This is a genomic window from Pseudomonas sp. AM8 (assembly GCF_036346475.1).
Taxonomy (GTDB): domain Bacteria; phylum Pseudomonadota; class Gammaproteobacteria; order Pseudomonadales; family Pseudomonadaceae; genus Aquipseudomonas; species Aquipseudomonas marginalis.
Window position 1 is genome coordinate 447,321 of sequence record NZ_JAOTNX010000001.1, and the last position, 15,236, is coordinate 462,556.

General features: G+C 63.1%; 13 protein-coding genes. 6 read left to right on the plus strand and 7 right to left on the minus strand.

Translation table 11 applies throughout. The annotated features are described in order from the left end of the window. Positions 1 to 48: 48 nt before the first annotated feature. The 7 genes from V3W40_RS02140 to V3W40_RS02170 form a co-directional block, all read right to left on the minus strand. Positions 49 to 1,059 (minus strand): chemotaxis response regulator protein-glutamate methylesterase, encoded by a 1,011-nt coding sequence (locus V3W40_RS02140; protein ID WP_330214337.1) that lies wholly within the window; start codon positions 1,057 to 1,059, stop codon positions 49 to 51. Next, complete coding sequence (locus tag V3W40_RS02145; RefSeq protein ID WP_065948858.1) at positions 1,056 to 3,338, minus strand: hybrid sensor histidine kinase/response regulator; 2,283 nt, start codon at positions 3,336 to 3,338, stop codon at positions 1,056 to 1,058. The genes V3W40_RS02140 and V3W40_RS02145 overlap by 4 nt, the downstream gene beginning before the upstream one ends. Further along, positions 3,335 to 4,036 carry a chemotaxis protein CheW gene (locus V3W40_RS02150; protein WP_330214338.1) on the minus strand — a complete coding sequence of 234 codons (702 nt, stop codon included), beginning with the start codon at positions 4,034 to 4,036 and terminating at the stop codon, positions 3,335 to 3,337. The genes V3W40_RS02145 and V3W40_RS02150 overlap by 4 nt, the downstream gene beginning before the upstream one ends. After that, positions 4,033 to 5,286 (minus strand): CheR family methyltransferase, encoded by a 1,254-nt coding sequence (locus tag V3W40_RS02155; protein ID WP_330214339.1) that lies wholly within the window; start codon positions 5,284 to 5,286, stop codon positions 4,033 to 4,035. The genes V3W40_RS02150 and V3W40_RS02155 overlap by 4 nt, the downstream gene beginning before the upstream one ends. Beyond that, a complete protein-coding gene (locus tag V3W40_RS02160; RefSeq protein ID WP_027604522.1) occupies positions 5,283 to 5,795 on the minus strand; it encodes a chemotaxis protein CheW in 513 nt (170 codons plus the stop codon). Before V3W40_RS02160 ends, V3W40_RS02155 begins: the two co-directional genes overlap by 4 nt. Beyond that, positions 5,795 to 7,438 carry a methyl-accepting chemotaxis protein gene (locus V3W40_RS02165; RefSeq protein ID WP_370671268.1) on the minus strand — a complete coding sequence of 548 codons (1,644 nt, stop codon included), beginning with the start codon at positions 7,436 to 7,438 and terminating at the stop codon, positions 5,795 to 5,797. Before V3W40_RS02165 ends, V3W40_RS02160 begins: the two co-directional genes overlap by 1 nt. A 189-nt stretch (positions 7,439 to 7,627) precedes the next feature. Continuing rightward, a complete protein-coding gene (locus tag V3W40_RS02170) occupies positions 7,628 to 8,335 on the minus strand; it encodes a tellurite resistance TerB family protein (protein ID WP_065938734.1) in 708 nt (235 codons plus the stop codon). A gap of 168 nt (positions 8,336 to 8,503) precedes the next feature. Between V3W40_RS02170 and V3W40_RS02175 the strand changes: the two genes are divergently transcribed. The 6 genes from V3W40_RS02175 (at position 8,504) to V3W40_RS02200 (ending at position 15,175) form a co-directional block, all read left to right on the plus strand. Further along, entirely contained in the window at positions 8,504 to 9,415 is a 912-nt protein-coding gene (locus tag V3W40_RS02175; RefSeq protein ID WP_330214340.1) for a LysR family transcriptional regulator, read from the plus strand. 132 nt (positions 9,416 to 9,547) lie between these two features. Further along, positions 9,548 to 11,005, plus strand: a complete 1,458-nt coding sequence (locus V3W40_RS02180) for a gamma-aminobutyraldehyde dehydrogenase (protein ID WP_178084534.1) — start codon at positions 9,548 to 9,550, stop codon at positions 11,003 to 11,005. A 71-nt stretch (positions 11,006 to 11,076) separates the two neighbouring features. Next, positions 11,077 to 12,228, plus strand: coding sequence for a putative ABC transporter substrate-binding protein YdcS (gene ydcS, locus V3W40_RS02185; protein WP_065926496.1), 1,152 nt, complete (start codon positions 11,077 to 11,079; stop codon positions 12,226 to 12,228). Positions 12,229 to 12,410: 182 nt separating this feature from the next. Further along, on the plus strand, positions 12,411 to 13,445 hold the full coding sequence (locus V3W40_RS02190; protein ID WP_027604528.1) for an ABC transporter ATP-binding protein: 1,035 nt from the start codon (positions 12,411 to 12,413) through the stop codon (positions 13,443 to 13,445). Between the two features lies 1 nt (position 13,446). Then, positions 13,447 to 14,376, plus strand: a complete 930-nt coding sequence (locus tag V3W40_RS02195) for an ABC transporter permease (RefSeq protein WP_027604529.1) — start codon at positions 13,447 to 13,449, stop codon at positions 14,374 to 14,376. Next, the gene (locus tag V3W40_RS02200) at positions 14,366 to 15,175 is read left to right on the plus strand and encodes an ABC transporter permease (RefSeq protein WP_025856826.1); all 810 of its coding nucleotides are present in this window, start codon (positions 14,366 to 14,368) and stop codon (positions 15,173 to 15,175) included. Before V3W40_RS02195 ends, V3W40_RS02200 begins: the two co-directional genes overlap by 11 nt. The last annotated feature ends 61 nt before the right edge of the window (positions 15,176 to 15,236 follow it).

The following is a 15,236-nucleotide window of genomic DNA, read 5'->3' on the forward strand; positions in this document are numbered from 1 at the left end:
CAGTCACCTGAATTACTGCCTGCAAGCCAACACCGCGGAAGGTCATGATCATTTTGCAAAGACCTCCAGCAATCGGGGCGCAATTCTATCCAGTGGGCGAATTTCGACAGCAGCATCAATCGCCGCCGCCGCTTTGGGCATGCCATACACCGCCGAGCTTTGCTGATCCTGGGCGATGGTCAAATAACCTTGTTCACGCATTAGCTTGAGCCCCTGGGCCCCGTCACGCCCCATACCCGTCAGCAGTACGCCGACGGCATCGCCATTCCAGTGGCTGGCCACGCTTTCGAAAAACACGTCGATCGAAGGCCGGTAAATCTCGTTCACCGGCTCTGCGGTATAGGCTAGCGTGCCATTCTTCAATAAACGAATGTGGTGATTGGTGCCGGCCAGCAGCACCACTCCGCTTTGCGGCGGTTCGCCTTCGCGGGCCAGGCGTACCGGCAGGCCGGAGGCGCTGCTCAGCCACTCGGCCATGCCGGCGGCGAAGACCTGATCCACATGCTGCACCAGCACAATGGCGGCGGCAAAGTCCCGGGGCAACCCCTTGAGCAGGGTTTCCAGGGCAGCCGGGCCACCCGCCGAAGAACCGATCGCCACCAGGCTCTGGCGTTCGCCGGTGCTGCGCTCCGGGGTGGTTTCGGCGCGCACACGGCTGCCGCGCTGGCCGATCAGCCAGCCGATGTTGAGGATCTTGCGCAGCAACGGCGCCGCCGCATCCTTGGGGTTGCCCACGCCGAGCGCCGGCGTATCCACCACATCCAGGGCGCCGTGGCCCATGGCTTCGAACACCCGGCTCACATTGGCCTGGCGGTCGACGGTCACCAGCAGGATCGCGCACGGGGTCTCGGCCATGATCTGCCGCGTGGCCTCCACGCCGTCCATCACCGGCATGATCAGGTCCATCAGGATCAGGTCCGGGGTCAATTCGGCGCAGCGCTGCACCGCCTCCAGGCCATTGCTGGCCACCCACACCACCTGGTGCATGGGCTCGAAGCTCAAGGCACGGCGCAGGGCCTCCACGGCCAGGGGCATGTCATTGACGATCGCAATCCTCATGACCGCGCGCCTCCGATCAGCTCCACCACGGCATCCAGCAGCGCGTCATCGTGGAAGCTGGCCTTGGCCAGATAATAATCCGCCCCAGCGTCCAGCCCGCGACGGCGGTCTTCTTCACGGTCTTTGTACGACACCACCATCACCGGCAACGATTGCAGGCGACTGTCACGGCGCAGGAGTGTGACCAATTCAATACCGTCCATACGAGGCATATCGATATCAGTGATAAGCAGGTCGAAATCTTCGGAGCGCAAGGCGTTCCAGCCGTCCATGCCGTCGACCGCGACGGCCACTTCGTACCCGCGATTGAGCAATAACTTGCGTTGCAACTCCCGCACAGTGAGCGAGTCGTCCACCACCAGTACCCGCTTGCGCGGTGCCTCGGTGGCCTGCTGGCTGCGCCGGGCGATGCGTTCCAGGCGCCCGGTGTTGAGCAGCTTGTCCACCGAGCGCAGCATATCTTCCACATCGACGATCAATACCACCGAGCCGTCGTCCAGCAAGGCACCGGCGGAAATATCCTGGACCTTGCCCAGGCGATCATCCAGCGGCAACACCACCAGGGTGCGTTCGCCGATAAAGCGTTCCACGGCGATCCCGTAAACCGCATCGCGCTCGCGGATCACCACCACCTTCAAGGTTTCGTCATTGCTCTGCCCCAATGGGCGCTGCAACAGCTGGCTGGCGGCGACCAGGCCCACATGCCGACCTTCATGCCAGAAATGCTGGCGGCCTTCCAACTGCACAATGTCGTCGGGTGCCAGGTCGCACATGCGCTCGATATGCGCCAGCGGGAACGCATAGGCTTCCTCGCCGACTTCCACCACCAGGCTGCGCACCACCGACAGGGTCAGCGGCACCTCCAGGTGGAAGCGACTGCCCTGTCCTGCCGTCTGCTCCAGCACCACCGCGCCGCGCAGTTGGCGAACCATATGCTGCACCGCATCCAGCCCGACACCGCGCCCGGACACTTCGGTGACCTTGTCGCGCAAGCTGAACCCCGGCAGGAACAGGAACGTCAGCAGTTCCTCTTCACTCAGGTTCAGGGCCGTCTCCCAGGTTGAAAGATGCCGATCGACGATGGTGCCGCGCAGGCGCTCCAGGTCGACGCCATTGCCGTCGTCACTCAGCTCCAGCACCAGCAGGCCGGCCTGATGGGACGCGCGCAGGCGGATCAGGCCTTCGGCAGGTTTGCCTGCCAGCAGGCGTTGCTCGGGCATTTCGATGCCGTGGTCGACGGCATTGCGCAATAGATGGGTGAGTGGCGCTTCGAGCTTTTCCAGCACGTCGCGATCGACCTGGGTCTTTTCTCCCTCGATCTCCAGGCGCACTTGCTTGCCCAGGCTGCGGCCGAGGTCGCGCACCATGCGCACCTGACCGGCCAGCACGTCGGCAAACGGGCGCATGCGACAGGCCAGCGCAGTGTCGTAGAGCACCTGGGCACGCTGGCCGGCCTGCCAGCCAAACTCATCCAGCTCGGCGGTCTTTTCCGCCAGCAGCGCCTGGGCTTCGCTCAGCAGGCGGCGGGTATCGGCCAGGGCTTCCTCGGCTTCGAGGCTCAAACCCAGGGTCTTGAGCTGGCCATCCAGGGTATCCAGGGCGCGTACGCTCTGGCTTTGAATCCGTTTGAGACGCTGCATGCTGGCCAGGTAGGGCTTGAGCCGCTGGGTTTCCACCAGAGACTTGCTCGAGAGGTCCAACAGGCTGTTCAAGCGCTCGGCGGTCACGCGCAATACGCGTTCGCCACCTTCAGTCATGCGCCGGCCCTGACGCGGCGGATCACTGGCGACGTGCGGTGCGGGCTCAGGCTCCGGCGGCAGCTCTTCGATGAGCGGCGCCGGGGCGGGCTCAGGCGCAGCGGGCAGCGGCGCGACGTAGGCACTGGGCTGGGATGGATCCAGCAGGCGCTCCATCAACGCCACATAGGCATCGATGTCCGCCGTGCCGACATCGTTGCCAGGGGTGGCGATACGCATCAGCAAGTCGGTGCCTTGCAGCAACGCGTCGATATGTTCGGGTTGCAGGTACAGGCGGCGTTCCTGGGCGCTGACCAGGCAATCCTCCATGACATGGGCCACGCTGACCCCGGCGTCCACCCCGACGATGCGCGCCGCGCCCTTGAGCGAATGCGCGGCACGCATGCAGGCTTCAAGCTGGTCGGCCTGGGTAGGGTTGCGCTCCAGGGCCAGCAGGCCCGCGCTCAGCACCTGGGTCTGGGCATCGGCTTCCAGGCTGAACAGCTCCAGCAGCGAGGCGTCGCGCATCTGGTCGGGGGTCATGTGAGGCTCCGGGTCACGGCGGACAACAATTGCGCCTCGTCCAGCCACCGCAGGCTACGGCCTTTCCACTGCAACACACCCTGGGTGTAGCGCGCGCTGGCCTGGGTACCCGAGGCCGACGCCGCCTTCAGGGTGCGCTCATCGATGGCATGGATGCCATCCACTTCGTCCACCGGCACCACCACCGGGCCATCCTGCGCGGCGATGATCAGCATGCGCGGCATGATCCGCCCACCGCTGGCGCCCTGATGGGTTGTTTCCAGGCCAAGCAACTCCACCAGCGACAGGCACGCCACCAGCGCACCACGCACATTGGCCACACCGAGCAAGGCACGGGAGCGCTGGTGCGGCAGCGAGTGAATCGGTTGCAACGGCGCCACCTCCACCAGGCAGCGGGTGGCGATGCCCAGCCATTCCTCGCCGAGGCGGAACACCAACAGCGAGCGGGTGACGATCTTTTCGTCAACCTCGGCAGCCGCCACCGGACGACGGTCCTCCTGCTGCAAGGCATAGCGGTCCAGCAAGCGCGTGGCGGCAGCCGAGTACACCGAACAGTTACGGCAGTGGATATGCTCCACAAGCAACGGGCACGACTTGTCGCCATGGATACCGATACGGTTCCAGCAGTCGTCGATGGCTTGGGTGTCGGCCAGGGTCAGGTCCAGGCCTGCGGTGTTGAGCGCCTCGGTGCTACTCATCGTTTGGACTCACTGTCTGCTCGCTCGCTGCGGGCGGCCCGCGCCTGTAAACGGCGCGCCCCCGCACTGTCGCCCTGGGACTCGAGCAAGGCGGCCAGGTGCATCAAGGCCTGCGGGTGCTGGGGTTCCAGGTACAAGGCTTTACGATAAAACCCCTGGGCTTCCAGGGCGCTGCCGGCCACGTCGCTGAGCAACCCCAGCCAGTAGAACACCTGGGCGGCCGGCGGGTGACTGTTCAGATACTGCTCGCAGGCGGCGCGGGCCTCGGCACTTTTGCCTTCGTTGGCCAGGCTGGCGATGCGGCTGAGCAAGGTGCCCGCATCGGAGGGCGGCGCCTTGATCGGCCCCGCCTGGGTGCTTGCCGTGCTGAACGGTCGCGGCTTGACCGGGACCGGCGCGGCGCTGCGCGGTGGCGTCGGCATGGGCACGAATACCGGCTCAGGCTTCACCGGTTCGGCATGCCGGCTGAAGGCAAATGACTGCGGCACCCCAATCGAGCGCATGCCGTGGCGCCCCAGCAAGCTGCCCTCGGCGGGACCGATAAACAGCACGCCGTCCACATGGGTCAGGCCCTTGAGCACATCGAAGACTTGTTTCTGGGTCGGCTGGTCAAAGTAGATCAGCAGGTTGCGGCAAAACACGAAATCGTAGCTCGCCTCGTTCGCCAGCAGCGTCGGGTCGAGCAGGTTGCCGACTTGCAGGCGCACCTGTTCGCGCACGCGGTCGGCGATGTGGAACCCGTCGCCGTATTCCGTGAAGTGGCGGTCGCGAAAGGCAGTATCGCCACCGCGAAACGAGTTCTTGCCATACACCCCACGCCGGGCGCGCTCCACCGACAGCAGGCTGACATCCAGGCCCAGGACCTTGAACTGGTGCGGCGCCAGCCCGGCATCCAGCAAGGCCATGGCAATGGAATAGGGTTCTTCGCCGGTGGAACACGGCAGGCTGAGAATGCGCAGGGCGCGCATCTGCTTGATCTCGGCCAGGCGTGCAAGCGCCAGTCGGGCCAGGGTCGCAAAGGATTCGGGGTAACGGAAAAACCAGGTCTCGGGGACGATCACGGCTTCGATCAGCGCGTGTTGCTCGTCCTCGGAGCTTTGCAGGTGCTGCCAGTACTGCCCTGGCGTTTGCGCCTGCACGGCCTGGCTGCGCTGGCGTACGGCGCGCTCGATGATGGCCTCGCCGACCGACGCGACGTCCAGGCCGATACGTTCTTTCAAGAAGGCAAAGAAACGCGGGTCGTTGCTCATAGGCTCAGCTCGGCAGAAAACAACAGGGCGCGCACATCATCGGTGAGCACGTCATTCACGCCAATCCACTGCATCAGGCCCAGGGCATCCTCACGCACCGGCCCCAGGTACCGCGCCTGGCGGTTATCCAGGCCGTAAGGCTGGAATTCGGCCGGGTCGCACCGCAGGGTGTCCGTGGCCTGCTCGAGGATCAGCCCGAGCCAGCGCGATTCGACCCAGGTGTGCGGCTGGTAATTGACCAGCACCAGGCGCGTACTCGTACGCGCCTGGGCCGCTGTGCCGAAGGTCAGCGCACTCAGGTCGATGACCGGCACCAACGCCCCGCGATGGGCAAAGATGCCCGCCACCCACAGTGGCGCGTGGGCGATAGGCTTGAGCGGCAGGCGTGGCAACACCTCGGCCACCTCCGTGGCCTTGAGCGCAAAGCGTTCGCTGCCGATGTGAAACACCAGGAACAAGGCTTTTTTCGCTGCCGGAACGGCGCCGCGTTTAGCCGCAAGGTCGCTCATCAGACTTTGAAACGCGACACGCCGCTGCGCAGACCCACCGCAACCTGGCTCAGTTCATCGATGGCAAAGCTGGCCTGGCGCAGGGACTCCACCGTCTGGCTGCTGGCATCGCCCAGTTGCACCAGGGCATGGTTGATCTGCTCGGCGCCGGTGGCCTGGGCCTGCATGCCTTCGTTGACCATCAACACCCGCGGCGCCAGGGCCTGTACCTGATGGATGATCTGCGACAGCTGCTCGCCTACTTGCTGCACTTCGAACATGCCTCGACGGACTTCTTCGGAGAACTTGTCCATGCCCATCACGCCCGCCGAAACCGCTGACTGGATTTCACGCACCATCTGCTCGATGTCGTAGGTGGCCACGGCGGTCTGGTCGGCCAGGCGCCGCACTTCGGTGGCCACCACGGCAAAACCGCGCCCATATTCACCGGCCTTTTCGGCTTCGATGGCGGCATTCAGGGACAGCAGGTTGGTCTGGTCGGCGACCTTGACGATGGTCACCACCACCTGGTTGATATTGCCGGCCTTCTCATTGAGGATCGCCAGCTTGGCGTTCACCAGGTCGGCGGCGCCCATCACCGAGTGCATGGTTTCTTCCATGCGCGCCAGGCCTTGCTGGCCGGAACCGGCGGCCACCGAGGCCTGGTCGGCGGCGGTGGACACTTCGGTCATGGTGCGAACCAGATCCTTGGAAGTGGCAGCGATCTCCCGTGAAGTGGCACCGATCTCAGTGGTGGTGGCCGCGGTTTCAGTGGCAGTGGCCTGTTGCTGCTTGGAGGTGGCCGCAATCTCGGTGACCGAGGTGGTGACCTGCACCGAAGAGCGCTGGGCCTGGGACACCAGGGCCGTGAGCTCGGTCATCATGTCGTTGAAGCCGGTTTCCACCGCACCGAACTCGTCCTTGCGCTCCAGGTTCAAGCGTTTGCTCAGGTCACCGGTGCGCATGGTCTGGAGGATCTCGACGATGCGTTGCATCGGCGCCATGATCGCGCGCATCAGCAGCAGGCCACACAGGCCGGCGGCGAGAATGGCCACGGCCAGCGACAGGAACATGCTGACCTTGGCCGAGGCAACGGCGTCGTCAATGGCGGCCGTTGCCCTGTCGGACACGGCCTTGTTTTCCGTGATGATGTCATTGAGCTTCATGCGCCCTTCGGTCCAGATCGGCGTCAATTGCTCTTCCAGCAGCTCGCGGGCGGCCGGCAGGTCATTGGCTTCGACGCGCTCAAGCACCTCGGCCAGGACCTTGTTGTAATTGATGTGGGCGGCCTTGAAGTTATCGAACTCCATGCGATCGGCCTGGCTATGCACGGTTTTTTCGTAATTGGCCATCTGCTGTTCGATACGCGCCTCGAAGGCCTTGTAATCCGACTTATCGCTATTGGTGAAGGTTTTATCCTCGCGCAGGCCAATGATATCGATGGTCTGCAAATAGCTGTCGACCCACGCGCTGCGGATCATCGAACTGAGGTAAACCCCCGGCACCGCGTCATCACGCACCGATTCCTGGCTGGCTTCGATCTTCAGCAACCGTGAGTAGGACACCACAACCATCAGCAGCATGATCGCGATAATGACCGCAAAGCTCGCCAAAATCCGCTGGCGCAAGGTCCAATTCTTCACAGTGTTTCCTCGAAGGGCCATTCAAATGGAGGGGAGTATAGCTGAGCAGAAGCCCTCATTTATCAATGGGTTTTGGTGTTGTGCCGACATATATGCAAAAACACCTGTGGGAGGGGGCTTGCCCCCGATTGCGGTGGAACAGCTGCAAATACTCCAACTGGTCTACCGCTATCGGGGCAAGCCCCCTCCCACATTGCGTACACTCGTCGGTTATTGGTTAAGCCGTACCTGCTTTTCCAGTTCCAGCTTCAAGCCCGGCTCGAGCTTGAGTTGGCGGGCCAATTCGTCCAGATACGCCTTTTCCATAAAGTTCTCCTCGTCCACCAGCATCACGCTGGCGATGTACATCTCGGCAGCCATTTCCGGGGTGCCGGCGGCGCGGGCGACGTCGGCCGGGTCCAGCGGCTTGTTCAATTCGGCGTGCAGCCAGCTTTGCAGTTCGCGGTCGTTGTCCAGCTTGGTGAATTCACCTTCGATCAGTGCGCGTTCACGCTCATCCACATGGCCGTCGGCCTTGGCGGCGGCGACCAATGCCTTGAGGATCCCCTGGCTGTGCTGCTCGACCTGGGCCGGTGGCAGGCGGTCGATGGTTTGCGGTTCGCCCTGAGGCGCGTTGGCCTGCTTGGCCTGCCAGTTGCCGTAGGCTTTGTAGGCAATCACGCCCAACGCGGCCAGCCCGCCATAGGTCAGGGCCTTGCCGCCAAACTTGCGCGCCTTCTTGTTGCCCAGCAACAGGCCCATCGCCCCCGCCGCCAGGGCGCCACCGCCCGCACCGCCGAGCAGGCTGCCCAGACCGCCGCCGCCGAGCAGCCCGCCGAGGGCGCCTTTATCGTCCTGCTTGCGCTGGCCGCCGGTTTTGTTCTGCAACATGTCCTGGCCGGACTTGAGCAACTGATCGAGCAATCCACGGGTATTCATTCGTAGCCTCCAGACACTAGGGTTCATAGGACCAATAGGCCCTCAGCGTAAAACTAAGTGCCAAAAAGCCGCGATCTAGAGTGCTTCCAGATGTAACGCCGCTGCCCTTCGCTTAAATCGATATACACTCGGGTAAATCTATAAAAACACCCCACTGGTAATTCCAGCATGATGACCTTGCGTCAAATCCGGCATTTTATCGCCGTGGCCGAGACCGGTTCGATCTCCGCCGCCGCGCAGACCGCGTTCATTTCCCAGTCCACCCTGACCCTGGCGATCCAGCAACTGGAGCAGGAAATCGGCGTCACCCTGTTCAACCGCCATGCCAAGGGCATGACCCTCACGCACCAGGGCCACCAGTTCCTGCGCCAGGCGCACTTGATCCTCGCCACCGTCGACAATGCCAAGCGCAGCCTGCAACAGAGCACCGACCAGGTCGCCGGGCAGTTGATCATCGGCGTGACCAGCCTGGTCGCCGGCTACTACCTGGCGGATTTGCTTACCCGCTTCCAGCGCGCCTACCCCAACGTGGAGATCCGCGTGATGGAAGACGAACGCCCATATATCGAGCATTTGCTGGTCAGCGGCGAGATCGATGTGGGCGTACTGATCCTCTCCAACCTGGAAGACCGCCACGCCCTGCAGACCGAAGTCCTCACCCACTCGCCCCACCGCCTGTGGCTACCGGCGCAACACCCGCTGCTGGAGCACGACAGCATCAACCTCGCCGACGTGGCAAGCGAGCCGTTGATTCAGCTGAACGTCGACGAAATGGGGCATAACGCCCAGCGCCTGTGGGCCGCTGCCGGCCTGCAACCGCGCGTGACCCTGCGCACCGCCTCCACCGAGGCCGTGCGCAGCCTGGTGGCCGCGGGCCTGGGCGTGTCGATCCAGCCGGACATGACCTACCGCCCCTGGTCCCTGGAGGGCGACATTATTGAAGCGCGGCCGATTGCCGACCTCAGCCAGACCCTGGACGTCGGCCTGGCCTGGCGTCGAGGCACCGCGCGACCGGCCTTGGTGGATCCGTTCCTCACCGTTGCGCGGGAACAACCACACCTGCGCAAGCCATCTATTTAATCGAATGCTGCATTCAGTATTTAGTATTTGTTGACCTCACGCCTGGCCTCTAGTCTCTGTTTATTCATAGGAGAAGGTCATGCGCCTTGTAAGAGAACGCCCATGACCACACAAGAAAAGAGATCACGAAAAATGTCCGGCGCGCCAACCCCGCTGCTCACTGCGTTGCTGATCGACGGCGAACTGGTCCAGGGCCAGGGCGTTGCCGAGCCGATCCTCAACCCGGCCACCAGCGAAGTGCTCACCCAGATCGCCGAAGCCAGCACCGAGCAGGTCGAAAGTGCGATCCTCGCCGCACACCGCGCTTTTGCCGGCTGGTCGCGGACCACGCCGCAACAACGCTCCAACATCCTGCTGGGCATCGCGGACGCCATCGAGAAACACGCCGACTATCTGGCCCGCCTGGAATCGCTTAACTGCGGCAAGCCGTTGCACCTGGCGCGCCAGGACGACTTGAGCGCCACCATCGATGTGTTCCGCTTCTTCGCCGGCGCCGTGCGCTGCCAGACCGGCCAGCTCAGCGGCGAATACCTGCCGGGCTACACCAGCATGGTGCGCCGCGATCCGATTGGCGTGGTGGCCTCGATTGCGCCGTGGAACTACCCGCTGATGATGGCCGCGTGGAAGATCGCCCCGGCGCTGGCGGCCGGTAATACCTTGGTGTTCAAGCCGTCGGAACACACGCCGCTGTCGATCCTCGCATTGGCCCCGGTCCTGAAGGACGTGTTACCACGCGGGGTCATCAACATTCTGTGCGGTGGCGGTGAAGGCGTCGGCAGCCATTTGGTCAGCCACCCCAAGGTGCGCATGGTCTCGCTGACCGGCGACATCGTCACCGGCCAGAAAATCCTGCAGGCTGCCTCCAAGACCCTCAAACGCACACACCTGGAATTGGGCGGCAAGGCGCCGGTGATCGTGTGCAACGACGCCGATCTGCAAGCCGTGGTCGAAGGCGTACGTGCCTACGGTTACTACAACGCCGGCCAGGACTGCACCGCGGCGTGCCGCATCTATGCCCAGGCGGGCATCCACGACAAATTGGTCGCCGAGCTGGGCGCAGCCGTCAGCAGCCTGCGCTTCGCCGGCAAGCGCGATGCCGATAATGAACTCGGCCCGCTGATCAGCACACGCCAGCGCGACCGCGTGGCCAGCTTTGTCGAGCGCGCCCTGGGCCAGCCGCATATCGAGCGGGTCACCGGCGCGGCCGTGCATTCCGGGGCCGGCTTCTATTACCAGCCGACGCTGCTCGCCGGTTGCAAGCAGAACGATGAAATCGTCCAGCGCGAAGTGTTCGGCCCGGTGGTCACCGTGACCCGCTTCGACGAACTGGAACAGGCGGTGGACTGGGCCAACGATTCCGAATACGGCCTGGCCTCCTCCGTCTGGACCCAGAACCTGGACAAGGCCATGCAGGTCGCCGCGCGCCTGCAATACGGCTGCACCTGGATCAACAGCCATTTCATGCTGGTCAGCGAAATGCCCCACGGCGGCTTGAAGCGCTCGGGGTATGGGAAAGATCTGTCCAGCGATTCGCTACAGGACTACAGCGTGGTGCGCCACATCATGGCCCGCCACGGCCAGCATCTTTAAAACAACAACTAAGCTCATGCGTTACGGCTTCACACACTGCCCCGACCATAATTAAAGAAGAGGGAACCCCCATGTCTGCGCATAAGACCGCACTGCTCAGTGCCTTGACCACCGCGCTGCTGGCCAGCGTCAGTATCCAGGCCGCCGAACCGCTCAAGGCGGTGGGCGCTGGTGAAGGCCAGTTGGATATCGTCGCCTGGCCCGGCTATATCGAACGTGGCGAAAGCGACAAGGCCTACGACTGGGTCACAGGTTTCGAGAAGGAAACCGGCTGCAAGGTCAACGTGAAAACCGCCGCCACCTCTGACGAAATGGTCAGTTTGATGGCCAAGGGCGGTTATGACCTGGTCACCGCGTCCGGGGATGCGTCGCTGCGGTTGATCGTTGGCAAGCGTGTGCAACCAATCAACACGGCGTTGATCCCCAACTGGAAGAACATCGACCCGCGCCTCAAGGATGCGCCGTGGTACGTGGTGGGCCAGCAGACCTACGGCACCCCGTACCAGTGGGGGCCGAACGTGCTGATGTACAACACCACCGTGTTCAAGACCGCGCCCACCAGCTGGAATGTGCTGTTCGATGCGCAGAACCTGCCGGACGGCAAGCCGAACAAAGGTCGCGTGCAGGCCTATGACGGTCCGATCTACATCGCCGATGCGGCGCTGTACCTCAAGAGCACCCAGCCGGAACTGGGGATCCAGAGCCCCTATGAACTGACCGAAACCCAGTACAAGGCCGTGCTCGACCTGTTGCGCGCGCAGCAGCCGTTGATCCACCGCTACTGGCATGACACCACCGTGCAAATGAGCGACTTCAAGAACGAAGGCGTGGTGGCCTCCAGCGCCTGGCCGTATCAGGTCAACGGCCTGCAGAACGAGAAGCAGCCGATTGCTTCGACCATTCCCAAGGAAGGCGCCACCGGCTGGGCCGACACCACCATGTTGCACAGCGAGGCCAAGCACCCGAATTGCGCCTACAAGTGGATGGACTGGTCGCTGCAGCCGAAAGTCCAGGGCGATGTCGCCGCCTGGTTCGGCTCGCTGCCGGCGGTGCCCGCAGCCTGCAAGGAAAGCGAACTGCTCGGCGCCGAGGGTTGCAAGACCAACGGCTTCGACCAGTTCGACAAGATCGCCTTCTGGAAAACCCCGCAGGCCGAGGGCGGCAAGTTCGTGCCGTACAGCCGCTGGACCCAGGACTACATCGCGATCATGGGCGGGCGCTAAGCCATCTGACCCTCAGGGGCCGCTTCGCGGCCCACCGCAGCCTCGTGCCTCGGCAGCTGCTACGGATCTTTACTGCTCCTACACCGTTGGTAGGAGCTGTCGAGTGAAACGAGGCTGCGATTTCTGAGCACCTCCTACGATTTTATTTTTATCCAAAACGCGCCTTTTTGGAGCACCGCACCATGACGCTTGCAGTCCAATTCACCCACGTTTCCCGTCAGTTCGGCGAAGTGAAGGCCGTTGACCGGGTTTCCATCGATATCCAGGACGGCGAGTTCTTTTCCATGCTCGGCCCATCCGGCTCGGGCAAGACCACCTGCCTGCGCCTGATCGCCGGTTTCGAGCAACCGAGCGCAGGCTCGATCCGCATTCATGGCGAGGAAGCCGCTGGCTTGCCGCCGTATCAGCGTGACGTAAACACGGTATTCCAGGATTACGCACTGTTCCCCCATATGAACGTGCGCGACAACGTCGCCTATGGCCTCAAGGTCAAAGGCGTGGGCAAGACCGAACGCCTCAACCGCGCCGAAGAAGCCTTGGGGATGGTCGCCCTCGATGGCTACGGCGAGCGCAAGCCGGTACAGCTCTCCGGCGGCCAACGCCAACGAGTGGCCTTGGCCCGTGCCCTGGTCAATCGCCCCCGCGTGTTGCTGCTCGATGAACCCTTGGGCGCCCTCGACCTCAAGCTGCGCGAACAGATGCAAAGCGAGCTGAAGAAGCTGCAACGCCAGCTCGGCATCACCTTTATCTTCGTCACCCACGACCAGACCGAAGCGCTGTCGATGTCCGACCGTGTGGCGGTGTTCAACAAGGGCCGTATCGAACAGGTCGACACCCCGCGCAACCTGTATATGAAACCGGCCACCGCGTTCGTCGCCGAGTTCGTCGGCACCTCCAACGTGATTCGCGGCGAGTTGGCCCAGCGCCTCAGCGGCAGTGCGCAGCCGTTTTCGATTCGCCCGGAACACGTACGGTTTGCCGAGGGCCCGCTGGGCGCCGGCGAAGTGGAAATCAGCGGCCTGCTGCACGACATCCAGTACCAGGGCAGCGCCACCCGCTATGAACTGAAACTGGAAAACGGCCAGGCGCTGAACATCAGCCAGGCCAACAACCAGTGGCTGGACATCAGCAGCGGCCATCAGGTCGGCCAGTCCATCACCGCCCGCTGGGCGCGAGAAGCCATGACGCCGCTGACTGACCGCGCAGGCGAGGTGTGACATGAGCCTGGCCCTTTCCCAACCGCCGATGCGCAGGTTTTCCAACCTGCTGTACCGCAAGCCCAACCTGTACCTGGCGATGCTGCTGGTTCCGCCGCTGATCTGGTTCGGCGCGATCTACCTGGGTTCGTTGCTGACCCTGCTATGGCAAGGCTTCTATACCTTTGACGACTTCACCATGGCGGTCACCCCGGACCTGACCCTGGCCAACTTCGCCGCGCTGTTCCAGCCTTCGAACTTCGACATCATCCTGCGCACCCTGGGCATGGCGATCGTGGTGTCGATCGCCAGCGCCATCGTCGCCTTCCCGATCGCCTACTACATGGCGCGCTACACCACGGGCAAGACCAAGGCGTTCTTCTATATCGCGGTGATGATGCCGATGTGGGCCAGCTACATCGTCAAGGCGTATGCCTGGACGTTGCTGCTGGCCAAAGGTGGAGTGGCGCAGTGGTTCGTGCAGCACCTGGGCCTGGAACCGGTATTGCAGTTCGTGCTGGGCATTCCCGGCGTGGGCGGCAGCACCTTGAGCACCTCGCACCTGGGGCGTTTCATGGTGTTCGTCTATATCTGGCTGCCCTTTATGATCCTGCCGATCCAGGCGTCCCTGGAGCGCTTGCCGCCGTCGCTGCTGCAAGCCTCCGCCGACCTCGGCGCCAAGCCGCGCCAGACCTTCATGCAGGTGATCCTGCCACTGTCGGTGCCGGGGATTGCCGCCGGTTCGATCTTCACGTTTTCGCTGACCCTGGGCGATTTCATCGTGCCGCAACTGGTGGGCCCGCCGGGTTACTTCGTCGGCGGCATGGTCTACGCCCAGCAAGGTGCCATCGGCAATATGCCCATGGCCGCGGCGTTCACCCTGGTGCCGATCGTGCTGATCGCGGTTTACCTGTCCATCGTCAAACGCCTGGGGGCCTTCGATGCACTCTGAGAAATCATCATTAGGCTTGAAGATCGCAGCCTGGGGCGGGTTGGTATTCCTGCACTTCCCGATCCTGATCATCTTCCTCTACGCCTTCAACACCGAAGAAGCCGCGTTCAGCTTTCCGCCCCAGGGCTTTACCCTGAAGTGGTTCAGCGTGGCCTTCGCCCGGCCGGATGTGCTGGAAGCGATCAAGCTGTCGCTGCAGATCGCCGCCATCGCCACCCTGATTGCCATGGTGCTGGGCACCCTGGCCTCGGCGGCGCTGTATCGCCGCGAGTTCTTTGGCAAGCAAGGCGTGTCGCTGATGTTGATCCTGCCGATTGCGCTGCCGGGGATCATCACCGGTATTGCGTTGCTGGCGACCTTCAAGACCCTGGGCATCGAGCCGGGGATGTTCACCATCATCGTCGGCCACGCGACGTTCTGCGTGGTGATCGTCTACAACAACGTCATCGCACGCCTGCGCCGCACATCCCACAGCCTGATCGAAGCTTCGATGGACCTGGGCGCCGACGGCTGGCAGACCTTCCGCTACATCATCATGCCCAACCTCGGCTCGGCGCTGCTGGCCGGCGGCATGCTGGCGTTTGCGCTGTCGTTCGACGAAATCATCGTCACCACTTTCACCGCCGGCCACGAACGTACGTTGCCGCTGTGGTTGCTCAACCAATTGAGCCGGCCACGGGATGTGCCGGTGACCAATGTGGTCGCGATGCTGGTGATGCTGGTGACGATGTTCCCGATCCTGGGCGCCTATTACCTGACCCGCGGCGGTGAAAGCGTGGCCGGGAGTGGTGGTAAATAATTTTTTATTGAAGACACCGAGCCCTCTCCCACATTCAGAGCCGGTTTATTCAGTGACATAA

Coding starts and splice junctions, on each gene's coding strand:
- V3W40_RS02140 (WP_330214337.1), bottom strand. CDS start 1,059: ATGAGGATTGCGATCGTCAATGACATGCCCCTGGCCGTGGAGGCCCTG.
- V3W40_RS02145 (WP_065948858.1), bottom strand. CDS start 3,338: ATGACCCCCGACCAGATGCGCGACGCCTCGCTGCTGGAGCTGTTCAGC.
- V3W40_RS02150 (WP_330214338.1), bottom strand. CDS start 4,036: ATGAGTAGCACCGAGGCGCTCAACACCGCAGGCCTGGACCTGACCCTG.
- V3W40_RS02155 (WP_330214339.1), bottom strand. CDS start 5,286: ATGAGCAACGACCCGCGTTTCTTTGCCTTCTTGAAAGAACGTATCGGC.
- V3W40_RS02160 (WP_027604522.1), bottom strand. CDS start 5,795: ATGAGCGACCTTGCGGCTAAACGCGGCGCCGTTCCGGCAGCGAAAAAA.
- V3W40_RS02165 (WP_370671268.1), bottom strand. CDS start 7,438: ATGGCCCTTCGAGGAAACACTGTGAAGAATTGGACCTTGCGCCAGCGG.
- V3W40_RS02170 (WP_065938734.1), bottom strand. CDS start 8,335: ATGAATACCCGTGGATTGCTCGATCAGTTGCTCAAGTCCGGCCAGGAC.
- V3W40_RS02175 (WP_330214340.1), top strand. CDS start 8,504: ATGATGACCTTGCGTCAAATCCGGCATTTTATCGCCGTGGCCGAGACC.
- V3W40_RS02180 (WP_178084534.1), top strand. CDS start 9,548: ATGTCCGGCGCGCCAACCCCGCTGCTCACTGCGTTGCTGATCGACGGC.
- ydcS (WP_065926496.1), top strand. CDS start 11,077: ATGTCTGCGCATAAGACCGCACTGCTCAGTGCCTTGACCACCGCGCTG.
- V3W40_RS02190 (WP_027604528.1), top strand. CDS start 12,411: ATGACGCTTGCAGTCCAATTCACCCACGTTTCCCGTCAGTTCGGCGAA.
- V3W40_RS02195 (WP_027604529.1), top strand. CDS start 13,447: ATGAGCCTGGCCCTTTCCCAACCGCCGATGCGCAGGTTTTCCAACCTG.
- V3W40_RS02200 (WP_025856826.1), top strand. CDS start 14,366: ATGCACTCTGAGAAATCATCATTAGGCTTGAAGATCGCAGCCTGGGGC.